Raw genomic sequence first — 25181 nt, forward strand, 5'->3', positions numbered from 1 at the left:
GCGGAGGTCCGGGGGTCCGGGGGGGCGGGGTTGGTGCGGGCGGCGGGGGGCGCCCCCCCCCCCCCCCCCCCCCCCCCCCCCCCCCCCCCCCCCCCCCCCCCCCCCCCCGGCGAGCGGGGCGACCGCCCGCCGGGCGCCGGGGTCAGGCGGGGACGGCGACCGGCCCGGTGGCGACCGCGGCGGAGGTGGCGACCGCGACGTCGGTCAGCTGCTCGGCCAGCGCGCGCCCGTGGGCGGCGGGGCCGTCGGGGCCGAGCAGACCACCGGAGAGGTACATGCCGTCGATGACCAGGTGCACCTGGGCGGCGAGGTCCTCGCCGAAGCCGGGCGCCACCTGCTCGGCCAGCCGCTCGAGGCGGGCGTGCAGCTCGAACTTGTAGTCGGCGGCCGCGCTGCGGGCCGGGTGCGCCGGGTCGTCGTACTCGCTGCTGACGTTGGTGAACGGGCAGCCGCGGAAGCCGGCGCGGGTGACGTCGGCGTCGACGTACTCGACGACGGCGAGCAGCGCGGCGCGCGGGTCGTCCTCGTGCAGCAGCAGGAGCTCGTCGATGTGGCCGAGCACCGTGGCGGCCTTGCGGGCCAGGTAGGCGCCGACCAGCTCGTCCTTGCTCTTGAAGAGCCGGTAGACGGTCATCTTGCCCAGGCCCGTCTCGCGGACGAGCTCGTCCATGCCGACGCTGCGCGAGCTGCGGGCGGAGAACAGCCGCTCCGCGGTGTCGAGGACGATCGCCTCCCGCTCCGCGCGGCTGCGGCGGACCGGGGAGGGGCTGTCGGCGTCGGCGTCGGCGAAGGAGAGGGCGGCGGCGGTCACACGGGGGATCGTGCCGCCTGCCGTGACGGATCAGTTCGCGGCACGCCGGGCACCCGGCACGGCTGCGCGCTCGTGGGTGCCGAGGGGCGAACGCGCAGGTCGGGGCGGTGGTGAACGGTGGGACCGCTGTGACGACGCGTCCGGCGCGACGTCAGGCGCGGCGGGTGCGGCGCGGGTCGGCCAGCACTCGGACGACGCGGTCGGCGGCCGCCCGGTCGGCGCCGGACCCGGGGCCGGCGCGGTGCCGGGGGCGTCGTCGGGGGTCCGGTCCTCGGGCTGCACCTGGTCCGTGCGGGCCGGCCTGCCCCCTCCCCGGCGTGCGCAGACAGCCCCCGACGGAGCTCGCACCCACCCGGGCGGTGAGACGTGCGTCACCCCGGGGCGCGGCACGGCCGGGTCGCCGGGCCGTGCCGCCCACCCGGGTGGGACGGGTCCGTCCCGTCAGACGTCGGGGCTCTCGGCGGGGCCGTCGCCCAGCGGCTGTCCCTCGGCGGGCTCCTCGGAGCGCGGGGTGCGCCCGGCGTCGCCCTCGTCGCCGGGCGGGTCGCCCTCCGCGCGCTCGGGCGTGCGCGGCGGCCGTTCGGGCTCGGTCACGGCGTCCTCCTCGGGAAGCGGCGGTGCGGTCGGGGGAGGCCTTGCCCACCTGCGCGCCCGCCAACCCCGGCTCAGTCCACGCGGGTCGCCGCGGGCACCCGCGGCAGCACCGCCCGGACGGCGTCGGCGTCGGGCAGGGCGCCCCGCGCCCCCGGCCCGGTCGTCGACAGCGCCGCGGCCGCGACCGCCTCGCGCACCGCGCCGGCCAGGTCCGCGCCCCGCGCCAGGGCGGCGCCGAGCGCGCCGCACAGGCAGTCACCCGCGCCGGTGGTGTCCACGGGCTCGACCGGCGGCGGCGCCTGCAGCAGCACCGGGCCGTCCTCCGGCACCACGAGCGCCCCCCGGGCGCCGAGGGTCACCACGGTGGCCGCGGCGCCGAGGGTGCGGGCGAGGGCGGCCAGCTCCGCCGGCGTCCGCGGCCCGGGGTCCGCGTCGGCCAGCTGCACCAGCTCGTGCTCGTTGGGCACCAGCACCGCCACCCGCCGCAGCAGCTCCGGCGGCAGCGGCTGCGGCGGCGCGGGGGTGAGCACGACGGTGCCCGGCGCCGCGTCCGCCGCCGCCTGCACGGTGGCCAGCGGCACCTCGAGCTGCAGCAGCACCACCGCGGCCCGGTGCACGGCCGGCACGTCGACGTCGTCCGGCGTCAGCTCCCCGTTGGCCCCCGGGACGACGACGATGAGGTTCTCCCCGCTGCCGTCCTCGACCGGGATGGTCGCCGAGCCGGTCGGCTGCCCCGGCGTCGGGAGGACCAGCGCCGTGTCCACCCCGGCGTCGGCCAGCGCCGCCCGCTGCCGCTCCCCGGCCGGGTCGTCGCCCACCCGGCCGACCATCGCCACCCCGGACCCGGCCAGCCGCCCCGCGGCCGCCGCCTGGTTGGCGCCCTTGCCGCCCGGGGCGCGCACCGCCTCCCGCCCGACGACGGTCTCGCCCCGCCCGGGCAGCCGCCCGACCGCGACCAGCACGTCCTCGTTCAGGCTGCCGACGACGGTGACGGACACGGGCGACCTCCGGGAGCGCGGCGACGACGGCGCTCAGTCTGCGGGCCGCTCCCCGTCGTACCGCGGGCCGGGCTCGGAGGCGGTGTCCGCGCGCCGCGCCCACAGGGGCAGCCCGTACCAGGTGGCCGTCCCGACGAGCAGGACGCCCACCCCGGCGACGACGCCGGGCCCGCGGCCGAGGACGACGTCGAGGACGAGCAGCACGCCGGAGCTGATCGCCAGCACCAGCAGCGCCAGGCCGACCAGGAGCAGCCGGTCGCCGACCACGATGAGCACCGCCTTGCGCCGCCGGCGGAACACCAGCCGGTGGAAGGCGACCGGGGCGATGAGGGCGACCGTCGCCAGCGCCGAGGCCAGCAGCGTCACGGTGTAGACGGTGAGCTGGAAGCCGTCGAGCTCGGTGAACCGCTGGGTGAAGGCCAGGCCGAGCAGGAAGGCGAACAGCACCTGGACGCCGGTGATCGCGACCCGCAGCTCCTGCAGCAACTCGGCGAGGTTGCGGTCGAGGACCTGGTCGAGGCTCTCCCCGCGGGCCTCGGCGTTCTGGGTCGCGGTGGAGACGTCGAAGCCGCCGGCGCGCCCGCGCGTCGTCGTCCTCCCGTTGCCGTCCTGGCCCGGCCCCACGTCCCCCGGGTACCCGGGACGCTGGCCGCCTACCCGGGCCCGTGCGCCGTTTCCGGAGGTCGGGCCCGCGGTACCGCCCGGGGAGGACCGACCGAGGAGGGGCCGTGGCCGACGACGACCGGGACGCGATCAGGGAGGGCTTCGACGAGGCGGTCAACATGAGCGCCTCGGAGCTGCAGAGGTGGCTGGACACCGACGAGTCGCGGTCCGTGGGGCAGAAGAGCGGCGGGTCCGGGGAGTCCACCGGGCACGAGTCCGGCCGGCGGATCGTCGAGCTCCTGCACAAGAAGAGGGGCGACCTCACCGACGACGACTACGCGCACATGCGGAAGGTCCACGGTTACGTCCAGCGACACCTGGCCCAGGAGCCGGCGAAGGAGGACCTCGAGGACTCCAGGTGGCGGTACTCGCTGATGAACTGGGGCCACGACCCGCTGAAGAAGGGCTGACCCCGCCCCGTGCGCATCGACGACCCCCGCCGCAACGACCCGGCCCAGTACGACGACCTGGCCGACCAGTGGTGGGAGGTCTCGGGCGGCTTCGCCATGCTGCACTGGCTGGCCGCCCACCGGGCCAGGTACATCCCCCCGGCGCCGGCCCCCGGCGCCCTGCTGGTCGACCTCGCCTGCGGCGGCGGGCTCATGGCGCCGCACGCCGCCCGCCTGGGCTACCGGCACGTCGGCGTGGACCTGGGTGCCGCCGGGCTGGCGGTGGCCGCCCGGCACGGGGTGTGCGCCGTCCGCGGCTCGGTGCTCGCGGTGCCGCTGCGGGACGGGTGCGCCGACGTCGTCGTGGCCGGGGAGATCCTCGAGCACGTCGCCGACGACGTCGCGGTGCTCGCCGAGGCCGCGCGGCTGCTCCGCCCCGGCGGCACGCTGGTCATCGACGCCATCGCCGCGACCCGGCTGGCGGAGCTGATCGCCGTCCGGCTCATGGAGCGGGTCCCCGGCGGGCCGCCGCCGGGCATCCACGACCCCGCCCTGTTCGTCGACCGGCGCCGGCTGCTCGCCGCCGCCGACGGCCTCGGCCTGGACCTGCGGCTCGTGGGGCTGCGCCCGTCGGTGCGCGACCTGGTCGCCTGGCGGCTCGGCCGGCGCGACGTCGTCCGGATGCGGGAGCTGCCCACGACGGCGGTGCTGTTCGCCGGCCACGGCCGCCGGCGCGACGCTGCGCGTCCGCCGGGTGACGGCACGCCACCCGAGGAGCGCCGCACCGCCTCCGCCCGTACGGTCGGGGCGTGATCACCTCGCTGGGCAGCGCGTTCCCCCGGGAGCCCCGCGGGTGAGCGCCGCCGTGCTGACCGGCGCCGGGGCCGCCCTCCCGGCGACCCTCGACCAGGACGCGGCGTGGGAGGGCTTCTTCGCCCGGCACTACGAGGGCGTCCGCGCCGCCCGGCGGATCTGGGCCAGTGCGGGCGTGCGCACCCGGCACGCGGTGGCCAACCCGGTCGACGAGGACCTCAGCCGGTGGAGCACCGGCGCCCGCATGGCCCGCTACGTGGAGGAGGCGCTGCCGCTGGGGAAGCAGGCGGTCGCCGGGGCGCTCGACGACGCCGGCCTCGCGCCGGGCGACGTCGGCCTGTTCGCCGTCGCCACCTGCACCGGGTACGCCACCCCCGGGCTGGACATCCGGCTGGCCAGCGACCTGGGCATGCCCGCGGGCCTGCAGCGGCTGCTGGTCGGGCACATGGGCTGCTATGCGGCGCTGCCCGGGCTGGCCGCCGTCGGCGACTTCGTGACCGCGCGCTCGCGCCCGGCGGTGCTGCTGTGCTGCGAGCTGACCAGCCTGCACGTGCAGCCGGCCCAGCGGGACCTGGACCAGGTGGTCGCGCACGCGCTGTTCTCCGACGCCGCGGCCGCCGTCGTCGTCGAGCCCGGTGCCGGGCGCGGGCGGCGGCTGGCCGGCGTGGTCGCGCGCACCGATCCCTCCACGGCCGACCACATGACCTGGGACGTCACCGACCTCGGCTTCCGCATGGGCCTGTCCCCGCGGGTGCCCGACGTGCTGTCCCGGCACGTGGGCGACGTCGTCGCGGAGCTGCTCGACGGCGCGGGACTGCGGGTCGAGGACGTCGCCGGGTGGGCGGTGCACCCCGGGGGCCCGCGGATCATCGACGTCGTCCGTGACGAGCTCGGCCTCGCCGAGTCGCAGGTCGCCGCGTCCCGCCGGGTGCTGGCCGAGCACGGCAACTGCTCCTCGGCGACCGTGCTGCTGGTGCTGCAGGAACTGGCCGACGTCGACGGCCCGGTGGTCGCGATGGCCTTCGGTCCGGGGTTGACCCTGTACGCAGCGTTGCTCCTGCCGACCTGACCTCCCGAAACCGCCTGTTCCCGCACTACCCTCTGTGATCGCGATCACGATCGAGGAGGGGGTTCGGTCATGGTCACCGGTGCGTCCGTCCGCGTGTTCCTCGTCGACGACCACGAGGTGGTGCGCCGCGGCGTGGCCGAGGTCCTCGAGGACGACCCCGGGCTCGCGGTGGTCGGCGAGGCGGGGAGCGTCGCGGAGGCCCTGGCCCGCTGCCCGGCGGTCCGGCCCGACGTCGTCCTCGTGGACATGCGGCTGCCCGACGGCGACGGCGCCGAGCTGATCCGCCGGCTGGCGGAGCGGCTGCCGGGCGTCCGCTGCCTGGTGCTGTCCAGCTACGCCGACGAGGCGGCGGTCGCCGCGGCGGCGTCGGCGGGGGCGGCCGGCTACGTCGTCAAGCAGGTGCGCGGCGCGGACCTGGTCTCGGCGGTGCACACGGTCGCGGGCGGGGGCACGCTGGGCGGCTGGCCGGGGCGGCGGCCGGCGGCCGGGCCGGACGGGGACCGGCGGCTGGCCGCGCTCACCGAGCAGGAGCGCACCGTGCTCATGCTCATCGGGGAGGGGCTGACCAACCGGCAGATCGGCGAGCGGATGGGCCTGGCCGAGAAGACGGTGAAGAACTACACCAGCCACCTGCTGGCCAAGCTGGGGCTGGAGCGGCGGACCCAGGCCGCGATCCTGGCCACCGAACTGCGCGGCCGCCGGTCCTCCTGACCGGGGGCCGGGCGCTCAGGACCGCTGCGCCCGCCCCGGCACCGTCCAGCTCACCTCGGTGCCGGCCGGGCCCCCGGTCGCGGTCAGCCGCCCGCCGCGGCGCTCGGCCCGCTCGGCCAGGTTGGCCAGCCCGCTGCGGCGAGTGACCTCGGGCAGCCCGCGGCCGTCATCGGTGACCCGGACGGTCACCGGCGCGCCCGGCCCGTCCTCCCCGACCTCAACCGACACCTCGACCCGGCTGGCGCCCGCGTGCCGGACCACGTTGGTCACGAGCTCCCGCACCACCGCGAGCAGGTCGGTGGCCAGGCCCGCGGGCAGGCCGTCGAGGTCCCCGCGCAGTCGCAGCCCCGGCTGCACGGGGGAACCCTCGGTGGCCTGCCGCACGGCGTCGGCCACCCCCGCGGCCAGGCCCTCGGGGACGACGTCGTCGTGGAGGCCGAAGATCGCCGAGCGGATCTGCGCCAGCGTCCCGTCCAGCTCGTCGACGCTGCGCCCGATGCGGCGGGCGGCGTAGGGGTCGACGTCCTCCAGCGTCCGGCCGATGCGGTCGAGCGTCAGCGCCGTCGCGTAGATCCGCTGGACGACGTGGTCGTGCAGGTCGCGGGCGATCCGGTCGCGGTCGGCCTGCACCTGCAGCCGGCGCTCGCGCCGCTGGCTGCGCGCCAGCTCCAGTGCCAGCCCCGCCTGACCGGCGAACGCGGACAGCGCCTCGAGGACCTCGGCGTCGAACGGCTCGCGGTCGGCGCGGCGCAGGCAGACCAGGGTCCCCAGGGCCGGGCCGAGCGGGGCGATGACCGCGGAGCGGGCGCCGCGGACGAGCTCGACGGCGACCTCGGCGTGCCGGCCCAGCACGGGGTCCGCCGCGACGTCCTCCACCAGCTCCCCCAGCCCGGTGCGGTGCACCCGGCCGACGTGGGTGTCCTCCAGCGGGACCCGCACCCCGTCGAGCTCGCCGGCCATGTAGCCGGCCGAGGCCACGATGGTCAGCGCCTCGGGGTCGCCCTCCTGCGCGATGAGCAGCGCCCCGGCCTCGGCGTCGCTCAGCGCGACGGCCCGTTCGGCCACCGTCAGCAGCACCTCGGCCGGGTCCTCCCCCGAGAGCAGCTCGGTCGCCACCTCGGTACCGGCCTGCACCCACGCCCGGCGGCGCTCGGCGGCCTCGGCCAGCCGCGCGTTCTCGATCGCCAGGCCCGCGGCGGCGGCCAGCGCCAGCACCGCCTCCTCGTCGGCCTCGGTGAACGGGCCGCCGGTGCGCTTCTGGGTCAGGTAGAGGTGGCCGAAGACGGCGTCGCGGACGCACACCGGCACCCCGAGGAAGGACTGCATCGGCGGGTGGCCGGCCGGGAAGCCGACGGAGGCGGGGTGGGACCCGAGGTCGTCGAGGCGCAGCGGCGCGGGGTGCTCGACCAGCAGGCCGAGGATGCCGGCGCCGGCCGGCAGGCGGTCGATGCCGCCGCGGGTCTCCTCGTCCATGCCGACGATGACGAACCGGTCCAGCCGCCGCCCGTCGCGGGTGAGGACGCCGAGCGCGCCGTAGCGGGCGTCGGCGTGCGCGACCGCCGCCTCGACGATGGCGTGCAGCGTGGCCTCGAGGTGCTCCCCGGCCGCGGCCGCCCGCACGCCGGCGGCGAGCGCCGGCGGTGCGCCCTCCGGGCCGGGCGGGGTCACGGCCCGTCCGGAGGGTCCCTGGTGTGCGCCGGGCTGGTCGCCCGCCGGGGGAGTCACGCCACGGGGCTCACGCACCGTGGGCGATGCGGCGGGCGGGTGAGCGCGGCGTGACCTGCCGCAGGAGGGCTCGTCCGGATCCGTTCACCAGCACCAGGTCGCCACCGCGGCCGGCCCCGACCAGGGCCTCGAGCAGCGGCCGCTCCAGGGTGGCGATGCGGACGCGGCCGGTCACGCCGGTCTCGCCGATGGCGCGGACGACCTGCGCCTCGATCCGCTCGAGGGCCACGGCGCGTTCGTGCTCCGCGGCCGCGCGCTGTCCGTTCAGCGCCCTCTCGCCGCCGTCGACGACGTCGACGGCGAGCACGGTCCCCTCGCGCCGGGCCGCCTCGCGCAGCGCCCACACCAGGGCGCCGTAGCCGGAGGCCGAGCCGTCGACGTGGACGACGAGCGAGGGGGCGGGACGGCGGGAGAGCTGGGGGACGAGGCGGACGGGCTCGACGGGCGGAACGGACCGGTCCCCGGGCGGAACTGGAGCGGTCGAATCTGCCATGTAGTGATCCTCGCGACACGCGGCGCATCCGGACAGGGACCAAGGACCCGGTCAGCGCCCGCGGACCCCCGTGACGACCGCGGTGCCGTCCTCCCCGGGGCCGTGGACGTCGGCCCGCAACCCGGCGGCGGCGAGCACCGCGGCGAGCACGGGTGCCTGGTCCTCCCCGGCCTCGGCCAGCAGGACCCCGCCCGGGGCGAGCCAGTCCGGGGCGCCCGCGGTCACGCGGCGGTGCACGTCGAGGCCGTCCGCGCCCCCGTCGAGCGCCGTCCGCGGCTCGTGCAGGCGGGCCTCGGGCGGCAGCAGGGGCAGCGCCGCGGTGGGCACGTAGGGCGCGTTGACCACCAGGACGTCGACCCGTGCGCGCAGCCGCTCCGGCAGCGCACCGAACAGGTCCCCGCCGTGCACGTGCCCGCCCACCGGCGCGAGGTTGCGCCGGGCGTGGTGCAGCGCTGCGGGGTCGACGTCGGCGGCGTGCAGCTCGGCCAGCTCGACGGCGGTGGCCAGCGCGAGGCCGACCGCGCCGCAGCCGCAGCACAGGTCCACCGCGACCGGCGCCCGCCCGTGCCGGTCCCGGGCCGCCCGCGCCGCCTGCACCGCCCGCGCGACCAGGGCCGCGGTGCGCCGGCGCGGCACGAAGACGCCGGGGCCGACGGAGACCCGCAGGCCGCAGAACTCGACCTCGCCGAGCACGTGCTCCAGCGGCTCCCCGGCCACCCGCCGTCCGGCGAGGGCGTCGAGCTGCTCGGGCGTGGCCGCGGCGGCGGTGAGCAGGCGCGCCTCGTCCTCGGCGAAGACGCACCCGGCGGCGCGCAGCCGGGCGACGAGGTCGTCGGAGGCCGCGGGGGAGGGCTCCGGGCTCACCCCCGGCCTCCGCGGGACGGGTCCACGGGCAGACCCTGGCACGGCCGCCGGTCCGCTGCCGTGCCGGGCGGTCAGCGCGGGGACGCGGCCGGGACGTCCTCCTCGGCGGCGCGCGGCACCGGGGCGGCCCGCAGGGCGGCGCCCGGGGAGTCCGGCCGGCGGCGCTCGGCGCCGGGGGCCGCCTCCTCGTGCGCCGCGGCGGGCAGGGGGCGGCCGAGGTGGTAGCCCTGCCCGTACCCGACGCCGAGCCCGCGGAGCGCGGCCAGCTCGTCGGCGGTCTCGATGCCCTCGGCCACGAGGTCCAGGCCGAGCGTCTGGCCCAGCTGGACGATCGCGCCGATGACGGCGTGGTCCTCCGGGCTGGTGGCCACGCCGTCGACGAAGGACTTGTCGATCTTGAGGACGTCGATGGGGAACCGGCGCAGGTAGCCCAGGGACGAGTAGCCGGTGCCGAAGTCGTCGAGGGCCAGCCGGACGCCGAGGTCCTTGACCTCCTCCAGCTTGCCGGTGGTGGCGGCGGCGTCCTGCACGAGCAGCGACTCGGTGATCTCGAGGGTCAGCCGCCGCGGGTCCAGGCCGGAGCGGTCCAGCGCCTCGGCGACGTCGCCGACGAGGCTGGGGTGCTGGAACTGGCGCACCGACACGTTGACGCTCATCCGCGGGCCGCTGCCGTCCGGGCGCTGCCACGCGGCGGCCTGGCGGGTGGCCTCCCGGAGCACCCAGCGGCCGATCGGGACGATCAGGCCGCTGTCCTCGGCCAGCGCGATGAACCGCGCCGGCGGCACCAGCCCGTGCGTGGGGTGCTGCCAGCGCACCAGGGCCTCGTAGCCGCTGGTCGTGGCCGACGCCAGGTCGACGATCGGCTGGTAGTGGAGGACGAGCTCCTGCCGGTCCAGCGCCTGGTAGAGGTCGGCGAGCAGGCGCTCGCGCTCGAGGTGGGCGGCGTGGTGGCTGGGCTGGAAGGTCTCGTAGCGCCCCTTCCCGCTGGACTTGGCCACGTACATGGCGATGTCCGCCGCGCGCAGCAGGCCCAGGCCGCTGGCGGCGCAGGTGGCCGAGGTGGCGATGCCCATGCTCACGCTGGCGCGGACGGCGCGGTCGGCGACGTGGACCGGCTGGGCGAGGGCGGCCAGCACCCGCTCGGCGACCTGGGGCGCCAGCTCGCCGCTGCGCGCGCCGCTCATCAGCACGGCGAACTCGTCGCCGGCCAGGCGGGCGAGCGTGTCCTCGGGGCGCAGGCAGCCGCCGACCCGCTGGGCGACCACCCGCAGCAGGGCGTCGCCGCCGTCGTGGCCGAGGTTGTCGTTGACGGTCTTGAGGTTGTCCAGGTCCAGGAACAGCACCGCCGCGGGGGTGCCGGTGGCCCGCTCGCGCGCCTCCGCGGCGCGCAGGCGCTCCATGAACAGCGCCCGGTTGGGCAGGCCGGTCAGGGGGTCGTGGAAGGCCTGCACGCGCAGCTGGTCCTCGAGCTCCTTGCGGTCGCTGGTGTCGCGCGTGGTGAGCACGATGCCGCTGACGGCGGGGTCGTCGAGCAGGTTGCGGGCGGCGGTGTCGGTCCAGCGCCAGGAGCCGTTGCGGTGCCGCATGCGGGCGGCCGGCCAGGTCGCCGGCGGCTCCCCGGTGACCACGCGGGCGAGGTGCTCGCGGAAGACCTGCACGTCCTCGGGGTGCACCAGGTCGTGGACGTCGGTGCCGATCAGCGTCCCCGGCGGGTAGCCGAGGACCCAGCCCACCGACGGCGTCTGGTACGTGACGGTGCCCGCGGGATCGACGACGGTGATGACGTCCGAGGCGTTGCGGACCAGCGACCGGAAGTGCTCCCCCGCCTCGAGGGCGTCGAGGAGGCTGTTGAAGGCGCGGGCGGTCTCGCCGAGCTGGTCGTCGGAGTCCACGGTGATCCGCTGCGACGTCGAGTGCGACCAGTCCCCGGTCCGGCTGGCGTGCGAGATGGTCTGCGCCACCGAGTGCAGGTGGGTGCTGAGGACGGCCAGCCGCCCGCCGACCAGGCACCGGCACAGCGCGTAGCTCAGCCCGCCGACCAGGAAGCCGGCACCGAGGCAGGCCGCCCGGAACACCGGGCGGTCGGCGTACTGGGCCGGGACCCCGAGGCCCGTGGCGAAGGGCGGGAACACCAGCCCGACCCCGATGCCGAGGCCGACCATCCACACCGCGAGGTCCCAGAACACCCGTGAGGTGAGACGGAAGCCCCGTGGCCGTCGCCGGTCGCCGTCGACCCGGAGCTGCAAGGCACGCATGGCCAGGACGTCGTCACCGTGCCCGGGCGCTTGAGGCCGGTGACCGGAGATCACCCTCAGGGGGGTGCGCAGGCAGGAGGCGCGGCGCCGGACTCGATTCCGGCCGAACCGTGCCGATGGGGATCCCATGCGACTGGTTCCCGACACCTCCCCGGGCCGGCTCGTCGGCGAGGACGTCCGCGTCCCGACGGCCGGCGGGGGGCTCACCCGCTACGTCGACCTCGACGCCGCGGCCACCAGCTCGTCGTCGGCCCGGGTGGCCCGCGCGGTGCAGGAGTTCCTGCCCCGCTACTCGAGCGTGCACCGCGGCGCCGGCGCGAAGTCCCGGTACACCAGCGCCCGCTACGAGGCCGCCCGCGAGACCGTGCTCTCCTTCGTCGGGGCGGACCCCGCCACGCACGAGGCCGTCTTCGTCCGCAACACCACCGAGGCGCTCAACACGCTGGCGTTCCGGCTCGCGCTCGAGCCGGACGACGTGGTGCTCACCACCGCGGTCGAGCACCACGCCAACCTCCTGCCGTGGCGGCGCGCCGCGCGGCTGCGGGTGGTCGAGGTCGGCGCCGGGGGGACCTTCACGGCCGAGGACGTCGTCGCCGCGCTCGACCAGCGCCCGACCCCGCGCGTCCTGGCCCTCACCGGCGCCTCCAACGTCACCGGCTGGCTGCCCGACCTGGCCGCGATCACCGCCGCCGCCCGGGAGCGCGGCGTGTTCGTGGTGGTGGACGCCGCCCAGCTGGCGCCGCACCGGCCGATCGACGTGACCGCCCTCGGCGTCGACGCCCTCGCCCTGTCGGGGCACAAGGCGTACGCGCCCTTCGGCGCCGGCGCGCTCGTCGCCCCGCGGAGCCTGCTCGGCCGCGGCGAGCCGCTGCTGGTCGGCGGCGGCGCGGTCCGGGCGGTCTCCTTCGACGACGTCGTCTGGGCCGGTGCCCCCGACCGGGACGAGGCCGGCTCGCCGAACGTCGTCGGCGCGATCGCGCTGGCCGCCGCGGCCGAGGAGCTGGCCGAGGACTGGCCCGGCCTGCTCGCCCACGAGCGCGCCCTGACCGCCGCGCTGGACGCCGAGCTCGCGACGGTCCCGGGGCTGCGCCGCCTCGGCCCGGCGACGGGGGACCGGCTGCCGGTGGCGGCCTTCCTGCTCGACGGCCTCCCGCACGGTCTGGTGGCCACCCGGCTGTCCGCGGAGTTCGGCATCGGCGTGCGCAGCGGCTGCTTCTGCGCCCACCCGTACATGGCCCGCCTGCTGGAGCTGAGCGAGGAGGAGGTCCGCGCCTTCCACGACGCGGCCCGGGCCGGCGAGGTCCAGCTGCCCGGCGCCGTGCGCGCCAGCGCCAACCGCGGGACGACCCTGGACGACGTCGCGGCGCTCGGGGCCGCGCTGCGCACCGTGGCGGCGACGCCGGAGGAGAGCGCCCGCTACCGCGTCGACGAGCGGGGCGAGTACCTGCCCGGCGACGCGCGGACGCCGGTCCTGCTGGGGGCCTGACCGTCTGCCACGTGCGGCGGCTGCCCGCGCGGCGGACGCCGGTCGTCCGCTGCCGCCCGTGGCGGCGCCGGGGGGCTCAGACGCGGTCCAGCAGCGAGCGCAGCGGCGGCGGGACCGCCGCGGGCTCCAGCCGCTCGACGAGGGCACGCGCGTAGCGGGCCTTGCGCCCGCTGGTGGTGCCGAGGAAGCGGCGCAGCTGCGCCGCGGCCGGCCGCCCGCGCTGCGCCGGCTGCCGCCGGAAGGTGGTCAGCGCGTGGGCCTCGCGGTGCTCGGCGACGGCCGCCTCGACCCCGGCCGTCCCCACCGCCCGGATCAGCTCGTCCTCGAGGTCGGCGACGCAGGCGAAGAACCCCGCCGTCGCCGGGTCGGGCACCCCGAGCGCCCGGCGGACGACGTCCCGCTCGGCGAGGTCGTAGAGGCCGGCCACGCGGACGCCGGGACCGGTCGCGGCGAGGTGGCGGCGCACGCCGTGCGCGCCGCCCATCGCGACGACGTCCACGCCCTCGACGGCCAGGTCCCGGCCCAGGCACCGCGCGGCGGCCAGCACGGCCTCGCGGTCACTGACCCCCTCGACGAGCACCACGGTGCGGAGGGCGGGCGGGAGCGGCACGGGCGGACGGTCCCACGCGAGGGGCGGGGAGGCCACCGGGTTGCCGGGCGGAGCGGCGGAGAGCGGGTGACGGGAATCGAACCCGCACTGTCAGCTTGGGAAGCTGATGTTCTGCCATTGAACTACACCCGCGAGGGCCTGACGGCCGGACGCCAGCGTAGCAAGGACGGCCGGATCGGTCGGCAGGCCGGGGTCAGCCGGCGGGGCGGGGGCTGCGGATGGTCACCGTGGTCCCCTCCGGGCCCGGCACCGCGGCGATGTCGGCGAACGCGCTCATGAGCATCGACCCGCGGCCGCGGTCCATGCTCGACGTCCGCTCCTTCCACTGCCCGTGGTCGCGCACCGCGATCTCCACCGCGCCGTCGCCGACGGCCACCCGGACGTCCACGTACGGCTCGCGCGGGTCCTGCGCGTGCTCCACCGCGTTGGTGGCGGCCTCGCAGGCGGCCAGCACGAGGTCGTAGACGCGGTCCTCGTCCAGGCCGGCGTCGGTGAGCAGGGCCCGCAGCCGGCGGCGCAGCAGCGGGATCGCCGCCGCGCTGGAGGGGAACCGCCAGGCCGTCGTCGTCGCGCCCGGGAGGTGCGCCGGGGCGGGCGCCGCGGGGACGGCCGGGACGACGTCGGCGGCGCGGGGACGCGGCGGCGCGGGAGCGCGGACGGCCGGGGCGGACGGCGACGGCGCGGCCGGGGGCGCCGGCTCCCGCCGTCCCCGCGCGCGCTCGAGGACCGCGCGCAGCCGGCCGAGCAGCTCCGCGGACTCGAAGGGCTTGGGCAGGTAGTCGTCGACGCCGGCGTCGAAGCCCTCGACGGCGGCCTCCTGCCCGGCCCGCGCGGTGAGCATGACCACCGGGACGGCGCGCGTCCCCGGGTCGGCCCGCAGCGCGCGCAGCAGCCCGAACCCGTCCAGTCGCGGCATCATCACGTCGGTCAGGACGACGTCCGGGAGCACCCGGGCGACGTCGTGCAGGGCCGCCTCGCCGTCGGTCGCCGTCCGCACCGTCCACGACGGCGACAGCAGCCGGGTGAGGTAGGCGCGCATGTCGGCGTTGTCGTCGACCACGAGCACGGTGCCCAGCGGGTCGGAGGACGGCGCGGGCCGGCGCGGGTCGTCGTCCCACGGGGTGAGCGCGGCCGCGCGGACCGCGGGCGCCGACGCGGGCGGCGGGGTGTCGGTGTCGGGCTCGCTGAAGGGCAGTCGCACGGTGAAGGTGCTCCCGGTGCCGGGCTCGCTCTCCGCCGACACGGTGCCGCCGTGCAGCGCGACCAGTTCGCGGACCATCGCCAGGCCCAGACCGGTGCCCTCCCGGCTGCGCGCGGGGGAGCCGGCCACCCGGTGGAACCGCTCGAACAGCGCCGGCAGCTCGGCGGCGGGGATGCCCACGCCGGTGTCGGCCACCCGCAGGACCACCGCGTCGTCCTCGGCGCGCAGCGAGACGGTGATGCCGCCGACGAAGGTGTACTTGACCGCGTTGGCGACCAGGTTGAGGACGACCTTCTCCCACATGCCCGGGTCCACCGCGGCGGGGCGGGGCAGCGGCGGGCAGTCGACGTCGAGGGTCAGGCCGGCCCGCTCGGCCGCGGCGCGCAGCACGCCGGCCAGCTCGGTCGTGCAGGCGGCGAGGTCGGTGGCCACCCGCACCGCCGCGGTGCGCCCGGCCTCGATGCTGACGAACTCGAGCAGGTCGTCGACCAGGCGCTTGAGCCGCTGGCCGTTGCGCAGGGCGAGGGCGAGCTGCTCGCGCACCGGCTCCGGCAGCTCCCCGCCGGACGCGGCGAGCGCGTCGGCGATCGGGGCCAGCAGCAGGGTCAGCGGGGTGCGCAGCTCGTGGCTGACGTCGGAGAAGAACGTCGTCTTGGCCCGGTCCAGCTCGGCCAGGGCCTCCGCGCGGGCGCGCTCGGCGGCGTAGGCCCGCGCGTCGGTGACCGCGCCGGCGACCTGCGCGGCCAGCAGCTGGTGGAAGGTGCGGTGCTCCTCGTCCAGCGCCCGGTTGGGGCTGACGCCGACCAGCAGCGCGCCCACCGTCTCGCGGCCCGCCCCGCCCGACAGCGGCAGCGCGACCGCCCGCTCCACCTCGTCGCCGAACGGGCCGCCGGGCACCTGCAGGGCGGCGACGTCGACGGCGCCGAGCTCGGCCGCCGCGCCCACCGTGGCCGGCAGCGCCGCGGCGTCGACGCCCGCGGTGGCCACCCGGTGCAGCCGGCCCCCGTCGTCGGCCAGGTAGACCGCGGCGAGCGGCACGTCGAGCGGGTCGGCCTCCAGCGCCCCGCACACCCGGACGGCGAGGTCGCGCTCGTCCTCGCGCCGGCCCGCCGCGGTGGCCACCCCGTGCAGCAGCCGCTGCCGCCGCTCGGCCACCACCTGGCGGGTCACCTCGGTGCACACCGCGTGCATCCCGGCCACCTCGCCGTCGTCCCCGAACGCGGGGGCGTGCGAGACGGTGAAGTAGGTCTCCTCGCGGTAGCCGGCGCGCTCGAGCAGCAGCAGGAGCTGGGGGATCCACGAGGCCTCGCGGGTGGCCATGGCCCGCTCGACCGGCTCCTGCAGGGCGGCCCAGCCCTCGGCGAGGGTGATCCGCAGGTCGTCGCCGATGGCGCCGGGGTGCTTCGCGCCGATGAGCGTGGCGTAGGCGTCGTTGTAGAACTGCGTGTACTCCGGACCCCAGGTCAGGATCATGGGGAACCGCGAGGCCAGCACGGTGCGGACGGCGTAGCGCAGGCTCGCCGGCCACGTCTCCACCGGCCCGAGCGGCGTCGTCGACCAGTCGAAGGCGGCCATCAGCCGCCCGTTCTCGCTGCCGCCGGCGAAGACGTCCTCGGTGCCGGGACCCGGCGCGACGTCGCGGACCCGACCGCCCACGACGGGTTCGGCAGCCACGCACACCTCCCGGCACAGCCGTGCGGACGCGGGCGGGACCGCCGCCACCGCGTCAGGACCTCGGGAGCCGAGCTGCTCCCCGCTGCTCGCACGGTACATCCGTGACCTGGGACCCCACCGGCGGTGGCGGGGTCAGCGCCGCATCTCGGCCAGGAACCCGGTGGCCTCCGAGCGCAGCCGCTCCGCCATCTGCGACAGGCCGGTGACGTCGGTGTCCGCGGTGCCCAGCGACGCCGAGCCGTCGACCGCCGCGGCGATCCCGTCGACCAGGCCGTTCATGTCGGTGACCGTGGTGCCGACCGAGCCGATGACGGCGGTGACGTCGTCGCAGGCCGCGCGGATCGCCTCGACCTGCGCGGTCACCCGCTCGGTGGCCTGCGCGGTCTGGTCGGCGAGGTCCTTGACCTCGGAGGCGACGACGGCGAAGCCCTTGCCCGCCTCCCCGGCGCGGGCGGCCTCGATGGTGGCGTTGAGCGCCAGCAGGCGGGTCTGCGCGGCCACCGACTCGATGAGCGCGATGACCTCGCGGATCTCGGCCGAGGTGCGGGTCAGGGAGGCGAGTGTGCCGGTCGCGTTGCCCACCTCGGCCGACGCCGCCGACGCCGCGCTGGTCAGCCCGGCGGCGGACGCGCTCATCTCCGTGGCCGCCGTCGCGACCTGCTCGCTCATCGCCAGCACCACCGACTCGAACGCGTCGGCCAGCCGCAGCCGCGAGGTCTGCGCCTCGGTGACCCGCCCGGCGGTCTCGCGCATGGCGTCGCGGGCGGTGTTGATGTCGGTGGCCGCGTGCCGGTAGGCGCCGTGCAGCCCGGTGCGCAGCACGCTGCGGTGGAAGCGGCCCTCGGCGGCGGCGGCCAGCGCCGCCCGGGACTCGCGCACGAACGCGTCGCTGACGTCGAGCGCGCGGTTGACGCCGTGCCGCAGCGCGACCAGCTCCGGCACGGCGTCCGAGCCGTCGACCGGCACCGCCCGGGCCTCCAGGTCGCCGCGCGCGGCCGCCTCGCAGGTCTCGGTCAGCCGCCGCACGAACGCGCGGTGGACCTCGAGCTCCGCGGCGTCGGAACGGGTGCGGGAGCGGGCCATCTCAGTCCTCCTCCTGGGCGACGACCGACCACACGAAGTCCTCGTAGGACGCCGCGTGCTCGGCGATCAGCCGGTCGAACAGCTCGGACGACGCCGCGACGGCCGCGCGGGCGTTCGGGTGGCGCCGCTCCTCGGCCAGGAGGCGCTCGTAGATCGGGCGGACGCGGTCCACCGCCCGGCGGGAGGGCCGGCGGCGGTTGGAGTGGTAGCCCACGACCGACCCGTCGGCGCCGTAGGACGGCGTCACGTGTGCCAGCACCCAGTAGTGCGCGCCGTCGGCGGCCAGGTTGTTGATGTAGGCGAACAGCTCCTGGCGGGCGGCGAGGGTGTCCCACAGCAGCTTGAACACCGCGCGCGGCATCGCGGGGTGCCGGATGAGGTTGTGCGGCTGCCCGATGACCTCGTCGAGGGAGTAGGCGCCCACCCGCAGGAACACGTCGTTGGCGTACGTGATCACCCCGCGCGGGTCGGTCTTGGAGACGATGAGCTCCTCGGCCGCGAAGGTCCGCTCCTCACCCGTCGGCCGCACGGCGAGGCGGCCGGCGCGCGGGGCGGTCCGGGGGTGGGTGTCCAGCACGCGGTGTCCTCCTGCGTCCGGTGGGTCGTCCCGGCAGGTATCGGCAGGATCCGTCCGGACGCGACCCGAGAGGGGCGCTCCGGGACCTTGGTCCTGCGGGAAGCGGAGGGCGCGCCCGGCGGCCTCCCTAGACTCCGCGCCATGCTGCTGTCCGACCGCGACATCCGCGCCGCGATCGCCGAGGGGCGTCTCGGCATCGAGCCGCACGACGCGGGGCTGGTGCAGCCCTCGAGCATCGACGTCCGGCTCGACCGCTACTTCCGGGTGTTCAACAACGCCCGCTACACCCACATCGACCCCGCCCAGCAGCAGGACGACCTGACCACCCTGGTCGAGCCCGACGGCGACGAGCCGTTCGTCCTGCACCCCGGCGAGTTCGTCCTCGGCTCCACCCTCGAGGTCGTCACCATCCCCGACGACCTCGCCGCCCGGCTGGAGGGCAAGAGCTCGCTCGGGCGCCTGGGCCTGCTCACCCACTCGACGGCGGGCTTCGTCGACCCCGGCTTCTCCGGCCACATCACGCTGGAGCTGTCCAACGTGGCCAACCTGCCGATCACGCTGTGGCCGGGCATGAAGATCGGGCAGCTGTGCCTGTTCCGGCTCACCGGCCCGGCCGAGCACCCGTACGGCTCGGCGGTGTACGGCTCCCGCTACCAGGACCAGCGCGGGCCGACGCCGTCGCGCTCGTTCCGCAACTTCACCCGCGCGGAGACCCGGCGGCCGCAGGGCTGACCGCCGCGGGCGACCAGCCGGGCACCTCGTCGTCGACGAACCGGTCCCGGGTGACCAGCCACCCGGTGACCGTGAGCCCGACGGTGGCGACGGCGACGAGCACGAACATGCCGGTGTAGCCGCCGGTCGCGCCGCGCAGCACGCCGACCAGCAGCGGCCCGGCGCCGGCCAGCACGTAGCCCCAGCCCTGGGTGACCGTGGACAGCGCGGCCGTCGTCTCCGGCGTCCGGGCGCGCAGCCCGATCAGCGCCAGCACCATGCTGAAGGTGCCCATGCCGACGGCCAGCACGCTCATCCACAGCCACGGCAGCGTGCGCGGGGCCAGCCACAGCCCGCCCCAGCCGACGACGTAGCAGGCCATGAAGCCCAGCAGCAGCGGCCGCTGCCACCGCTGGCGGACGGTGAGCGACGGGGTGACCGCGTTGACCGGGATGACGACGACCGAGTTGATCCCCAGCAGCAGCCCGGCGGTGGCCGCGCTCAGGCCGGAGTCGCGCAGGTACTGCGCCGACCAGCCCATGACGACGTAGGCCTGCGTCGCCTGCAGGCCGAAGAAGGCGGCCAGGGTGAGCGCCAGCGGGCTGCGCGCGAGCGGCGCCATGCGCACCGCCCGGTGGGTGCCCCGGCCCGCGCCGGGCGAGCGCGGGGCGAGGAACCACGGCACGGCGGCGACCAGCGCCAGCAGCGCCCACACGCCGATCGCCCACCGCCAGCCACCCGGGCCGACGGCGGCGGCGATCGGCGCGGTGGAGATCGCCGCGACGGCGCCGCCGATGGCCATGGACGCGCTGTAGGCGCCCACCAGCAGGCCGGTGCGCTCGGGGAACCAGCGCTTGACCAGGCCGGGCAGCAGCACGTTGCCGAGCGCGCCGCCGACCATCGCCAGCACGGTGCCGGCGACGAACAGCGGGAACGAGTCGACGACCGCCCGCAGCACCAGCCCGGCGGCCATGGTGAGCAGCGCGCCGGCCAGCACGTGGGCGTCCCGGAACCGCGCGGCCAGCGGCGGCCCGGCGAAGCCGATCGCGGCGAAGCACAGCACCGGCAGCGTCGTCACCACACCGGCCGCGGCGCTGGAGACGCCCAGCCCGCGCTCGAGCTCCTCGAGCACCGGGCCGACGGTGGTCACCGCCGTCCGCAGGTTCGCGGCGGTCAGCACGATGGCGACCCCGACGAGCGCGAGACCGCGCCGTCGCTCGCCGGCCGTCGGGATCGGGGGAGCGTCGTCGGCCGTGCGGGTCACCCGTCGATGGTCCCCCGCGCGCCGGCCCGACCCCGAGGCGGGTGCACAGGCCAACCGTTCAGGTGCGCAGGCCCGTGCGCGGCGTCGCCTCGAAGCGCGGCAGCACCTGGGGGACCCGCCGCCACAGCACCCGTTGCAGGAGCAGGGTGGTCACGGCGGCCAGCAGGATGCCGGCGAGGTTGATCCCCAGCTGCAGGGCCGCGCGCCAGAACTCGGCGCCGCCGCCCAGGGCCAGCGACACGGCCATGTCCGCGGCGGCGGGGACCGTCGTCACGGAGATGAAGACGCCGACCAGTGCCCCGCTCTTCGCCGACGTCAGGGACAGCACGCCGGCGATCCCGGCCAGCACCGCCACCACCACCGACCAGTGGTCCGGCGCCGTGATGAACCCGGTCTGCGGGCGGTCCGTGGCGAGCACCTCGGGGCCGATCCAGCCCAGCCCGCGGGCGGCGAGCGCGGCCAGCGCGGTGACGGCGATCGCCAGGGCGAAGCCGACGACCAGCGCGCGGACCGCCGCCCGGGCGACCCCGCGCCGGCGGGCCACCAGCGCGACGGCCAGCCCCGCCAGCGGGCCGAACTCCGGGCCGAGCACCATCGCGCCGATCACCAGGATCGCCGAGTCGTTGACGATCCCGATGCCCGCCAGCAGCGTCGCGATGGTCAGGAACGACAGGTACGCGACCGACAGCGACGAGTCCGCCGCCGTCGTCCGCACCACCTGCTCCCAGACGACGGCGTCCGAGCCGTCGCCCGGCGCGGCCTCCTCCGCCCGCTCGGCGACGGCGGAGACCGCGGTGTCCACGGCCTCGATCGCGATGCCGCCGTCACGGTCGACGTGCAGGTCGCGCAGGGCCCCGACGAGGGCGTCGGCGGACTCGCGGGCGACGTCGGCGAGGACCAGGTCGCCGGGCGGCTCGACCGAGGCGCCCGGCAGCACGGCCAGGTGCGCGGTCCCTGGGCAGCGGACGAGCAGGTCGCGGACGGCGCCGGTCCGGTCGGGCGGGACGGTCACCCGCAACTGCAGCAGCACCGGGGGTTCCTACCTCACGCCCCCGCCGCGTGGGTCCCCCTGCGGCAGTGATCCGCCACGGGAGGTCGGGACGCGCTGTCCGCCGGCGGTCGCGCCGTCCGCGGGCGGTGGTCCGGCGGCTCCCCGCCGCTAACGTCGCCGCCCGCGACGGGGAGCGGCCGAGCTCGGGGAGGCGCCGTGGACGGTTCCGGGAGGATGCGGGCGGCCCGGTTCGAGGGCCCCGGGAAGCCGCTGGCGGTGCAGGACGTCCCCGTGCCCCGGCCGGCTGCCGGCGAGGTGCTGGTCCGGGTCGCCGCGACCGGTCTGTGCGGCTCCGACGTGCACGTCGCGGTGGAGGGGATCACGCCGACGGCGTTCCGCCCCATCACGCTCGGCCACGAGATCGCCGGCACCGTCGCCGCGGCCGGGAAGGCGGTGACCGGCTGGGACGAGGGCCGGCGGGTGTGCGTCTTCCCGGTCCTGTTCGACGGGACGTGCGCCTCCTGCCTGGCCGGGCACAGCGAGATCTGCGTCGCCCGCCGGATCGTCGGGATCCACGCCGACGGCGGGCTGGCCGAGTACGTCGCCGTGCCGGCGACGAACCTCGCGGCCGTCCCCGACGGGGTGCCCCTGGAGCAGGCGGCGATCTGCACCGATGCCGTCATGACCCCCTTCCACGCGCTGACCGAGGTGGCCCGCGTGGCGCCGGGGGAGTCGGTCGCGGTGATCGGCGTCGGCGGGCTCGGGCTCCACGCCGTGCAGATCGCCCGGATCGCCGGCGCGTCGCCCGTGATCGCCGTCGACACCCGGCGGACACAGCTCGAGCGGGCGCGCCAGAGCGGTGCCGACGTCGTCGTCGACGCGCGCGCGGAGCCCGTCGTCGACGCCGTGCTCGCCGCCACCGGCGGGGCGGGGGTCGACGTCGCCGCGGAGTTCGTCGGCGCGCAGGCCACCATCGGCCAGGCGGTGGAGTGCCTGCGGATCGGCGGACGGGCGGTGGTCGCGGGGCTGGGCGCCGACCCCATCACGGTGCTGCCGCCCACCGTCTTCGTCCGCCGGCAGCTCCAGCTGCTGGGCTCCTACGGCGGGACCCTGGCGACGCTGCAGCGCGTGCTGCAGCTCCTGGCCACCGGCCGGCTCGACCTCAGCGGCTCGATCACCCACACCTTCGCCCTCGCGGACGCCGACGAGGCGCTCCGGACCCTGCACGAGCGGTCCGGTGACCCGCAGCGGGTCGTGGTCACCCCGCACTGACCGGTGAGACGACGGACGCCGCCGGCTGACGGGCCCCTGCAGGGCCCCACCGCGAGCGTGCGAGTGGTGGGGGGCAGGGGGTCCTTCCGTCGCCGACGGCGTCCGTCGGGGTGGTGCGGGACCGGGCGGTCAGGCCTGGCCGTGGCCGGTGGCGGCCGAGCCGGTGCCCGCGACGTCGTCGTCGGCGGTGCCGACCTCGGCGCCGTGCTCGGTGCCCGGGGCGCCGACCGGAGCCATCGAGCGCAGCAGGATCTGGCTGACGTCGAGGACCTCGACGTGCTCGGCGGCCTCGCCGTTCTGCTTCTTCGCCGTCAGGGCGTCCGACAGCATCGTGATGCAGAACGGGCACGCGGTGGAGATGACGTCCGGGTCGAGGCCGAGGGCCTCCTCGGTGCGCTCCACGTTGATCCGCTTGCCGATCTTCTCCTCCATCCACATGCGCGCGCCGCCGGCGCCGCAGCAGAAGCCGCGGTCCTTGCAGCGGTGCATCTCCTGGGTGGAGAGGCCCTGCACGCTGTCGAGGATCTCCCGCGGCGGCGTGTAGACCTTGTTGTGCCGGCCGAGGAAGCACGGGTCGTGGTAGGTGACCTTGCGGTCGACCGGGGTCACCGGGGTGAGCCGGCCCTCCTCCACCAGCTGGTTGAGCAGCTGCGTGTGGTGGACGACCTCGTACTCGCCGCCGACCTGCGGGTACTCCCGGCCGAGCGAGTTGAAGCAGTGCGGGCAGGTCGTGACGATCTTGCGGGTGCCCGGCACCCGGCCCTCGAAGACGCCGTTGAGGGTCTCGACGTTCTCCTGGGCCATCATCTGGAAGACGAACTCGTTGCCCATGCGGCGGGCCGGGTCGCCCGAGCAGGTCTCCCCGGAGCCCAGGACGGCGAACTCGACGCCGGCGGTGTGCAGCAGCTCCGCGACGGCCTTGGTGACCTTCTTGGCGCGGTCGTCGATGGCGCCGGCGCAGCCGACCCAGAACAGGTACTCGACGTCGTAGGGCAGCGGGCCGTCGGCCATGCGGACCTCGAAGTCGACCTCCTTGATCCAGTCCTCGCGGGTGCTCGGGCTGACGCCCCAGGGGTTGCCGCGGTTCTCGAGGTTGCGCAGCATCAGGCCGGCCTCGGACGGGAAGTTCGACTCGATGAGCACCTGGTAGCGGCGCATGTCGTCGATGTGGTCGATGTGCTCGATGTCCACCGGGCACTGCTCGACGCAGGCGCCGCAGTTGGTGCAGCTCCACAGGACGTCGGGGTCGATGACCCCGCCCTCCTCGAGGGTGCCGACCAGCGGGCGGTGCGCCTGCGCGTCGTTGGTGCCCTCGATGCGGGCGTAGCCGGAGGCCCAGACCTGCTCGTCGCTGGGCTTCAGGATGTCGTAGTCGGGCGCGGTCTCCGACGCGGTCTTCTCACCGAGCAGGTACGGGGCCTTGGCGTACAGGTGGTCCCGCAGGTCCATGATCACCATCTTGGGGGACAGCGGCTTGCCCGTGTTCCAGGCAGGGCACTGGCTCTGGCACCGCCCGCACTCGGTGCAGGTGGTGAAGTCGAGCATCCCCTTCCAGGTGAAGTCCTCGATCTTGCCGCGACCGAAGACGTCGTCCTCGCCCGGGTCCTCGAAGTCGATCGGCTTGCCGTTCGAGGTCATGGGCTGCAGCGGGCCGAGGGCCGGGGCGCCGCTGGTGCCCTCGCGCTTGAAGTAGATGTTGAAGAAGGCGCTGAACCGGTGCCAGGCCACGCCCATGTTGAGGATCCGGCTGATGACCACCAGCCAGGTCAGCGAGACGACGATCTTCACGAAGGCGACGGTGCTGAGCAGGTCGGGGCTGTCGGGCAGCACGGTGGCCAGCAGGCCCGAGAACGGGTGCGACCAGGCCGGCGCGTCGGTGAGGTCCGAGGAGATCTTCAGCGCGCGGATCAGCAGGATGCAGATGCCGACGGTGAGGACGACGGCCTCGACGAAGTAGCCGCGGCCCTCGTTGGAGCCGGCGAAGCGGCTGGTGCGGCCCTGCCGGCGCGGGTGGTCCTTCTGGCGCCGGTAGATCAGGTACAGGATCCCGACGATGGTGCCGGTGCCGATGACGTCGGCGAAGAGGTTCCACAGGCTCCACTCGCCGATGAGCGGCAGGTGGAAGGCCGGGTTCCAGACCTCGCCGAAGGCCTCCACCAGCGTGAGGAACAGGCCGTAGAAGCCGACGAAGACGAACCAGTGGGCGGCGCCGATGGCCGACCACTTGAGCATCCGGGTGTGGCCGAGCGACTCGACCACGAGCGTCTTCAGCCGCGGGCCGACCGGCCCGTTCCGGGTCGAGTCCGGCTGGCCGGTGCGGATGATCCGCACCATGGCGCGGACGGCCCGGTAGGCGAGGACGACCGAGACGATGAGGAACAGCACGCTGATCGTGCCGAACACGATCTGCAGGGGGCCCGTCATGATTCCCTCTCCCCACGCCACGCGGCGTCGGTTGACTCCGTCCGCACCGGACGACGAGAAGGGTCCCGCCGCCGTCTCCGGCCCTGGGGACCGGGGGCGGATCACGCGCGGGCGGCGGTGCCCACGCAGCCCAGCACGATAGCCGGGGTGCGCTCAGGTTACTCGGCAGTAACCAGAGGCGCGGAGCCCCGATCCGGGGCGGCCCGACGGTGCTCCCCGCCCACCGTTCGGCGTCCTGACGTGCGGTTTCGTCACGCGTCGGTGTCGCTGGAACACGACAAGGGCGTGTTTCCAGGAGGACTCCGGTCGCGCCGGGCGTGACCGGGCTCACGCCGCCCGGTCACGCCGCGGTCACCGCGTCCCGGGCGACGCATGATCAGGCCGCCTGATCATGTCGCGTCCTGGTGCAGCGCCGACGGTGAGTCAGGACGCGTCATGGTGAGCCAGGACGGTGTCGCGACGTCGTCCACAGGTTCCGCGGGGGCCGCGGCGCAGCCGCCGCA

The 25181-nt window shown here is 76.5% G+C and carries 22 protein-coding genes and 1 tRNA gene; 7 read left to right on the forward strand and 16 right to left on the reverse strand.

Features of this window, described 5'->3' with window-relative positions; genetic code table 11:
- Positions 1–142: 142 nt before the first annotated feature.
- The 4 genes from ACI8AR_RS16805 to ACI8AR_RS16820 form a co-directional block, all read right to left on the reverse strand.
- Positions 143–811, reverse strand: a complete 669-nt coding sequence (locus ACI8AR_RS16805) for a TetR/AcrR family transcriptional regulator (protein WP_457052038.1) — start codon at positions 809–811, stop codon at positions 143–145.
- Between the two features lie 441 nt (positions 812–1252).
- Entirely contained in the window at positions 1253–1405 is a 153-nt protein-coding gene (locus ACI8AR_RS16810) for a hypothetical protein (protein ID WP_456903129.1), read from the reverse strand.
- A 71-nt stretch (positions 1406–1476) separates the two neighbouring features.
- Positions 1477–2403, reverse strand: coding sequence for a PfkB family carbohydrate kinase (locus tag ACI8AR_RS16815; protein ID WP_457052039.1), 927 nt, complete (start codon positions 2401–2403; stop codon positions 1477–1479).
- 33 nt (positions 2404–2436) lie between these two features.
- Positions 2437–3027 (reverse strand): DUF6328 family protein, encoded by a 591-nt coding sequence (locus tag ACI8AR_RS16820; RefSeq protein WP_457052040.1) that lies wholly within the window; start codon positions 3025–3027, stop codon positions 2437–2439.
- 104 nt (positions 3028–3131) lie between these two features.
- Between ACI8AR_RS16820 and ACI8AR_RS16825 the strand changes: the two genes are divergently transcribed.
- From ACI8AR_RS16825 to ACI8AR_RS16840, 4 genes are all read left to right on the forward strand, one after another.
- On the forward strand, positions 3132–3476 hold the full coding sequence (locus ACI8AR_RS16825; RefSeq protein WP_457052041.1) for a DUF3140 domain-containing protein: 345 nt from the start codon (positions 3132–3134) through the stop codon (positions 3474–3476).
- A gap of 9 nt (positions 3477–3485) precedes the next feature.
- The gene (locus ACI8AR_RS16830; RefSeq protein WP_456936698.1) at positions 3486–4268 is read left to right on the forward strand and encodes a methyltransferase domain-containing protein; all 783 of its coding nucleotides are present in this window, start codon (positions 3486–3488) and stop codon (positions 4266–4268) included.
- Positions 4269–4308: 40 nt separating this feature from the next.
- Complete coding sequence (locus ACI8AR_RS16835) at positions 4309–5337, forward strand: type III polyketide synthase (RefSeq protein WP_457052042.1); 1029 nt, start codon at positions 4309–4311, stop codon at positions 5335–5337.
- 69 nt (positions 5338–5406) lie between these two features.
- The gene (locus ACI8AR_RS16840; RefSeq protein WP_456936696.1) at positions 5407–6048 is read left to right on the forward strand and encodes a response regulator transcription factor; all 642 of its coding nucleotides are present in this window, start codon (positions 5407–5409) and stop codon (positions 6046–6048) included.
- Between the two features lie 15 nt (positions 6049–6063).
- On the opposite strand, the gene ACI8AR_RS16845 is transcribed toward ACI8AR_RS16840, so the two are convergent.
- The 4 genes from ACI8AR_RS16845 to ACI8AR_RS16860 all read right to left on the reverse strand — a co-directional run bounded on the left by ACI8AR_RS16845 (position 6064) and on the right by ACI8AR_RS16860 (position 11385).
- On the reverse strand, positions 6064–7716 hold the full coding sequence (locus ACI8AR_RS16845; protein WP_457052043.1) for a GAF domain-containing protein: 1653 nt from the start codon (positions 7714–7716) through the stop codon (positions 6064–6066).
- Between the two features lie 67 nt (positions 7717–7783).
- Positions 7784–8266 (reverse strand): universal stress protein, encoded by a 483-nt coding sequence (locus ACI8AR_RS16850; protein WP_457052044.1) that lies wholly within the window; start codon positions 8264–8266, stop codon positions 7784–7786.
- Positions 8267–8317: 51 nt separating this feature from the next.
- On the reverse strand, positions 8318–9130 hold the full coding sequence (locus tag ACI8AR_RS16855) for a putative protein N(5)-glutamine methyltransferase (protein WP_457052045.1): 813 nt from the start codon (positions 9128–9130) through the stop codon (positions 8318–8320).
- A gap of 71 nt (positions 9131–9201) precedes the next feature.
- Positions 9202–11385, reverse strand: coding sequence for a putative bifunctional diguanylate cyclase/phosphodiesterase (locus ACI8AR_RS16860; protein ID WP_457052046.1), 2184 nt, complete (start codon positions 11383–11385; stop codon positions 9202–9204).
- A 127-nt stretch (positions 11386–11512) separates the two neighbouring features.
- On the opposite strand from ACI8AR_RS16860, the gene ACI8AR_RS16865 reads away from it, so the two are divergent.
- On the forward strand, positions 11513–12871 hold the full coding sequence (locus ACI8AR_RS16865; RefSeq protein WP_457052047.1) for an aminotransferase class V-fold PLP-dependent enzyme: 1359 nt from the start codon (positions 11513–11515) through the stop codon (positions 12869–12871).
- Between the two features lie 76 nt (positions 12872–12947).
- Here the strand turns inward: ACI8AR_RS16865 and ACI8AR_RS16870 are convergent, their stop codons facing one another.
- The 5 genes from ACI8AR_RS16870 to ACI8AR_RS16890 all read right to left on the reverse strand — a co-directional run bounded on the left by ACI8AR_RS16870 (position 12948) and on the right by ACI8AR_RS16890 (position 18016).
- A complete protein-coding gene (locus ACI8AR_RS16870) occupies positions 12948–13481 on the reverse strand; it encodes a TOPRIM nucleotidyl transferase/hydrolase domain-containing protein (protein WP_457052048.1) in 534 nt (177 codons plus the stop codon).
- Positions 13482–13542: 61 nt separating this feature from the next.
- Positions 13543–13613 (reverse strand) — tRNA-Gly (locus ACI8AR_RS16875).
- A 61-nt stretch (positions 13614–13674) separates the two neighbouring features.
- Positions 13675–16356, reverse strand: coding sequence for an ATP-binding protein (locus ACI8AR_RS16880; RefSeq protein WP_457052049.1), 2682 nt, complete (start codon positions 16354–16356; stop codon positions 13675–13677).
- Between the two features lie 132 nt (positions 16357–16488).
- Positions 16489–17439: a methyl-accepting chemotaxis protein gene (locus ACI8AR_RS16885; RefSeq protein WP_457052050.1), complete on the reverse strand. Its 951-nt coding sequence runs from the start codon at positions 17437–17439 to the stop codon at positions 16489–16491.
- 1 nt (position 17440) lies between these two features.
- Positions 17441–18016: a PAS domain-containing protein gene (locus tag ACI8AR_RS16890; RefSeq protein ID WP_457052051.1), complete on the reverse strand. Its 576-nt coding sequence runs from the start codon at positions 18014–18016 to the stop codon at positions 17441–17443.
- Positions 18017–18157: 141 nt separating this feature from the next.
- Here ACI8AR_RS16890 and dcd point away from each other — a divergent pair, with 141 nt between their 5' ends.
- Complete coding sequence (gene dcd, locus ACI8AR_RS16895) at positions 18158–18748, forward strand: dCTP deaminase (protein WP_456936686.1); 591 nt, start codon at positions 18158–18160, stop codon at positions 18746–18748.
- Here dcd and ACI8AR_RS16900 read toward each other — a convergent pair.
- Entirely contained in the window at positions 18714–19991 is a 1278-nt protein-coding gene (locus ACI8AR_RS16900; RefSeq protein WP_457052052.1) for a CynX/NimT family MFS transporter, read from the reverse strand. The genes dcd and ACI8AR_RS16900 overlap by 35 nt on opposite strands.
- A 58-nt stretch (positions 19992–20049) precedes the next feature.
- Positions 20050–21021, reverse strand: a complete 972-nt coding sequence (locus ACI8AR_RS16905) for a DUF389 domain-containing protein (protein ID WP_457052053.1) — start codon at positions 21019–21021, stop codon at positions 20050–20052.
- A 177-nt stretch (positions 21022–21198) separates the two neighbouring features.
- On the opposite strand from ACI8AR_RS16905, the gene ACI8AR_RS16910 reads away from it, so the two are divergent.
- Positions 21199–22254, forward strand: a complete 1056-nt coding sequence (locus tag ACI8AR_RS16910) for a zinc-dependent alcohol dehydrogenase (RefSeq protein ID WP_457052054.1) — start codon at positions 21199–21201, stop codon at positions 22252–22254.
- A gap of 129 nt (positions 22255–22383) precedes the next feature.
- Here ACI8AR_RS16910 and ACI8AR_RS16915 read toward each other — a convergent pair whose 3' ends face one another.
- Positions 22384–24678, reverse strand: coding sequence for a (Fe-S)-binding protein (locus ACI8AR_RS16915; protein ID WP_457052055.1), 2295 nt, complete (start codon positions 24676–24678; stop codon positions 22384–22386).
- Positions 24679–25181 lie beyond the last annotated feature (503 nt).

The organism is Geodermatophilus sp. SYSU D01036 (genome assembly GCF_054050435.1).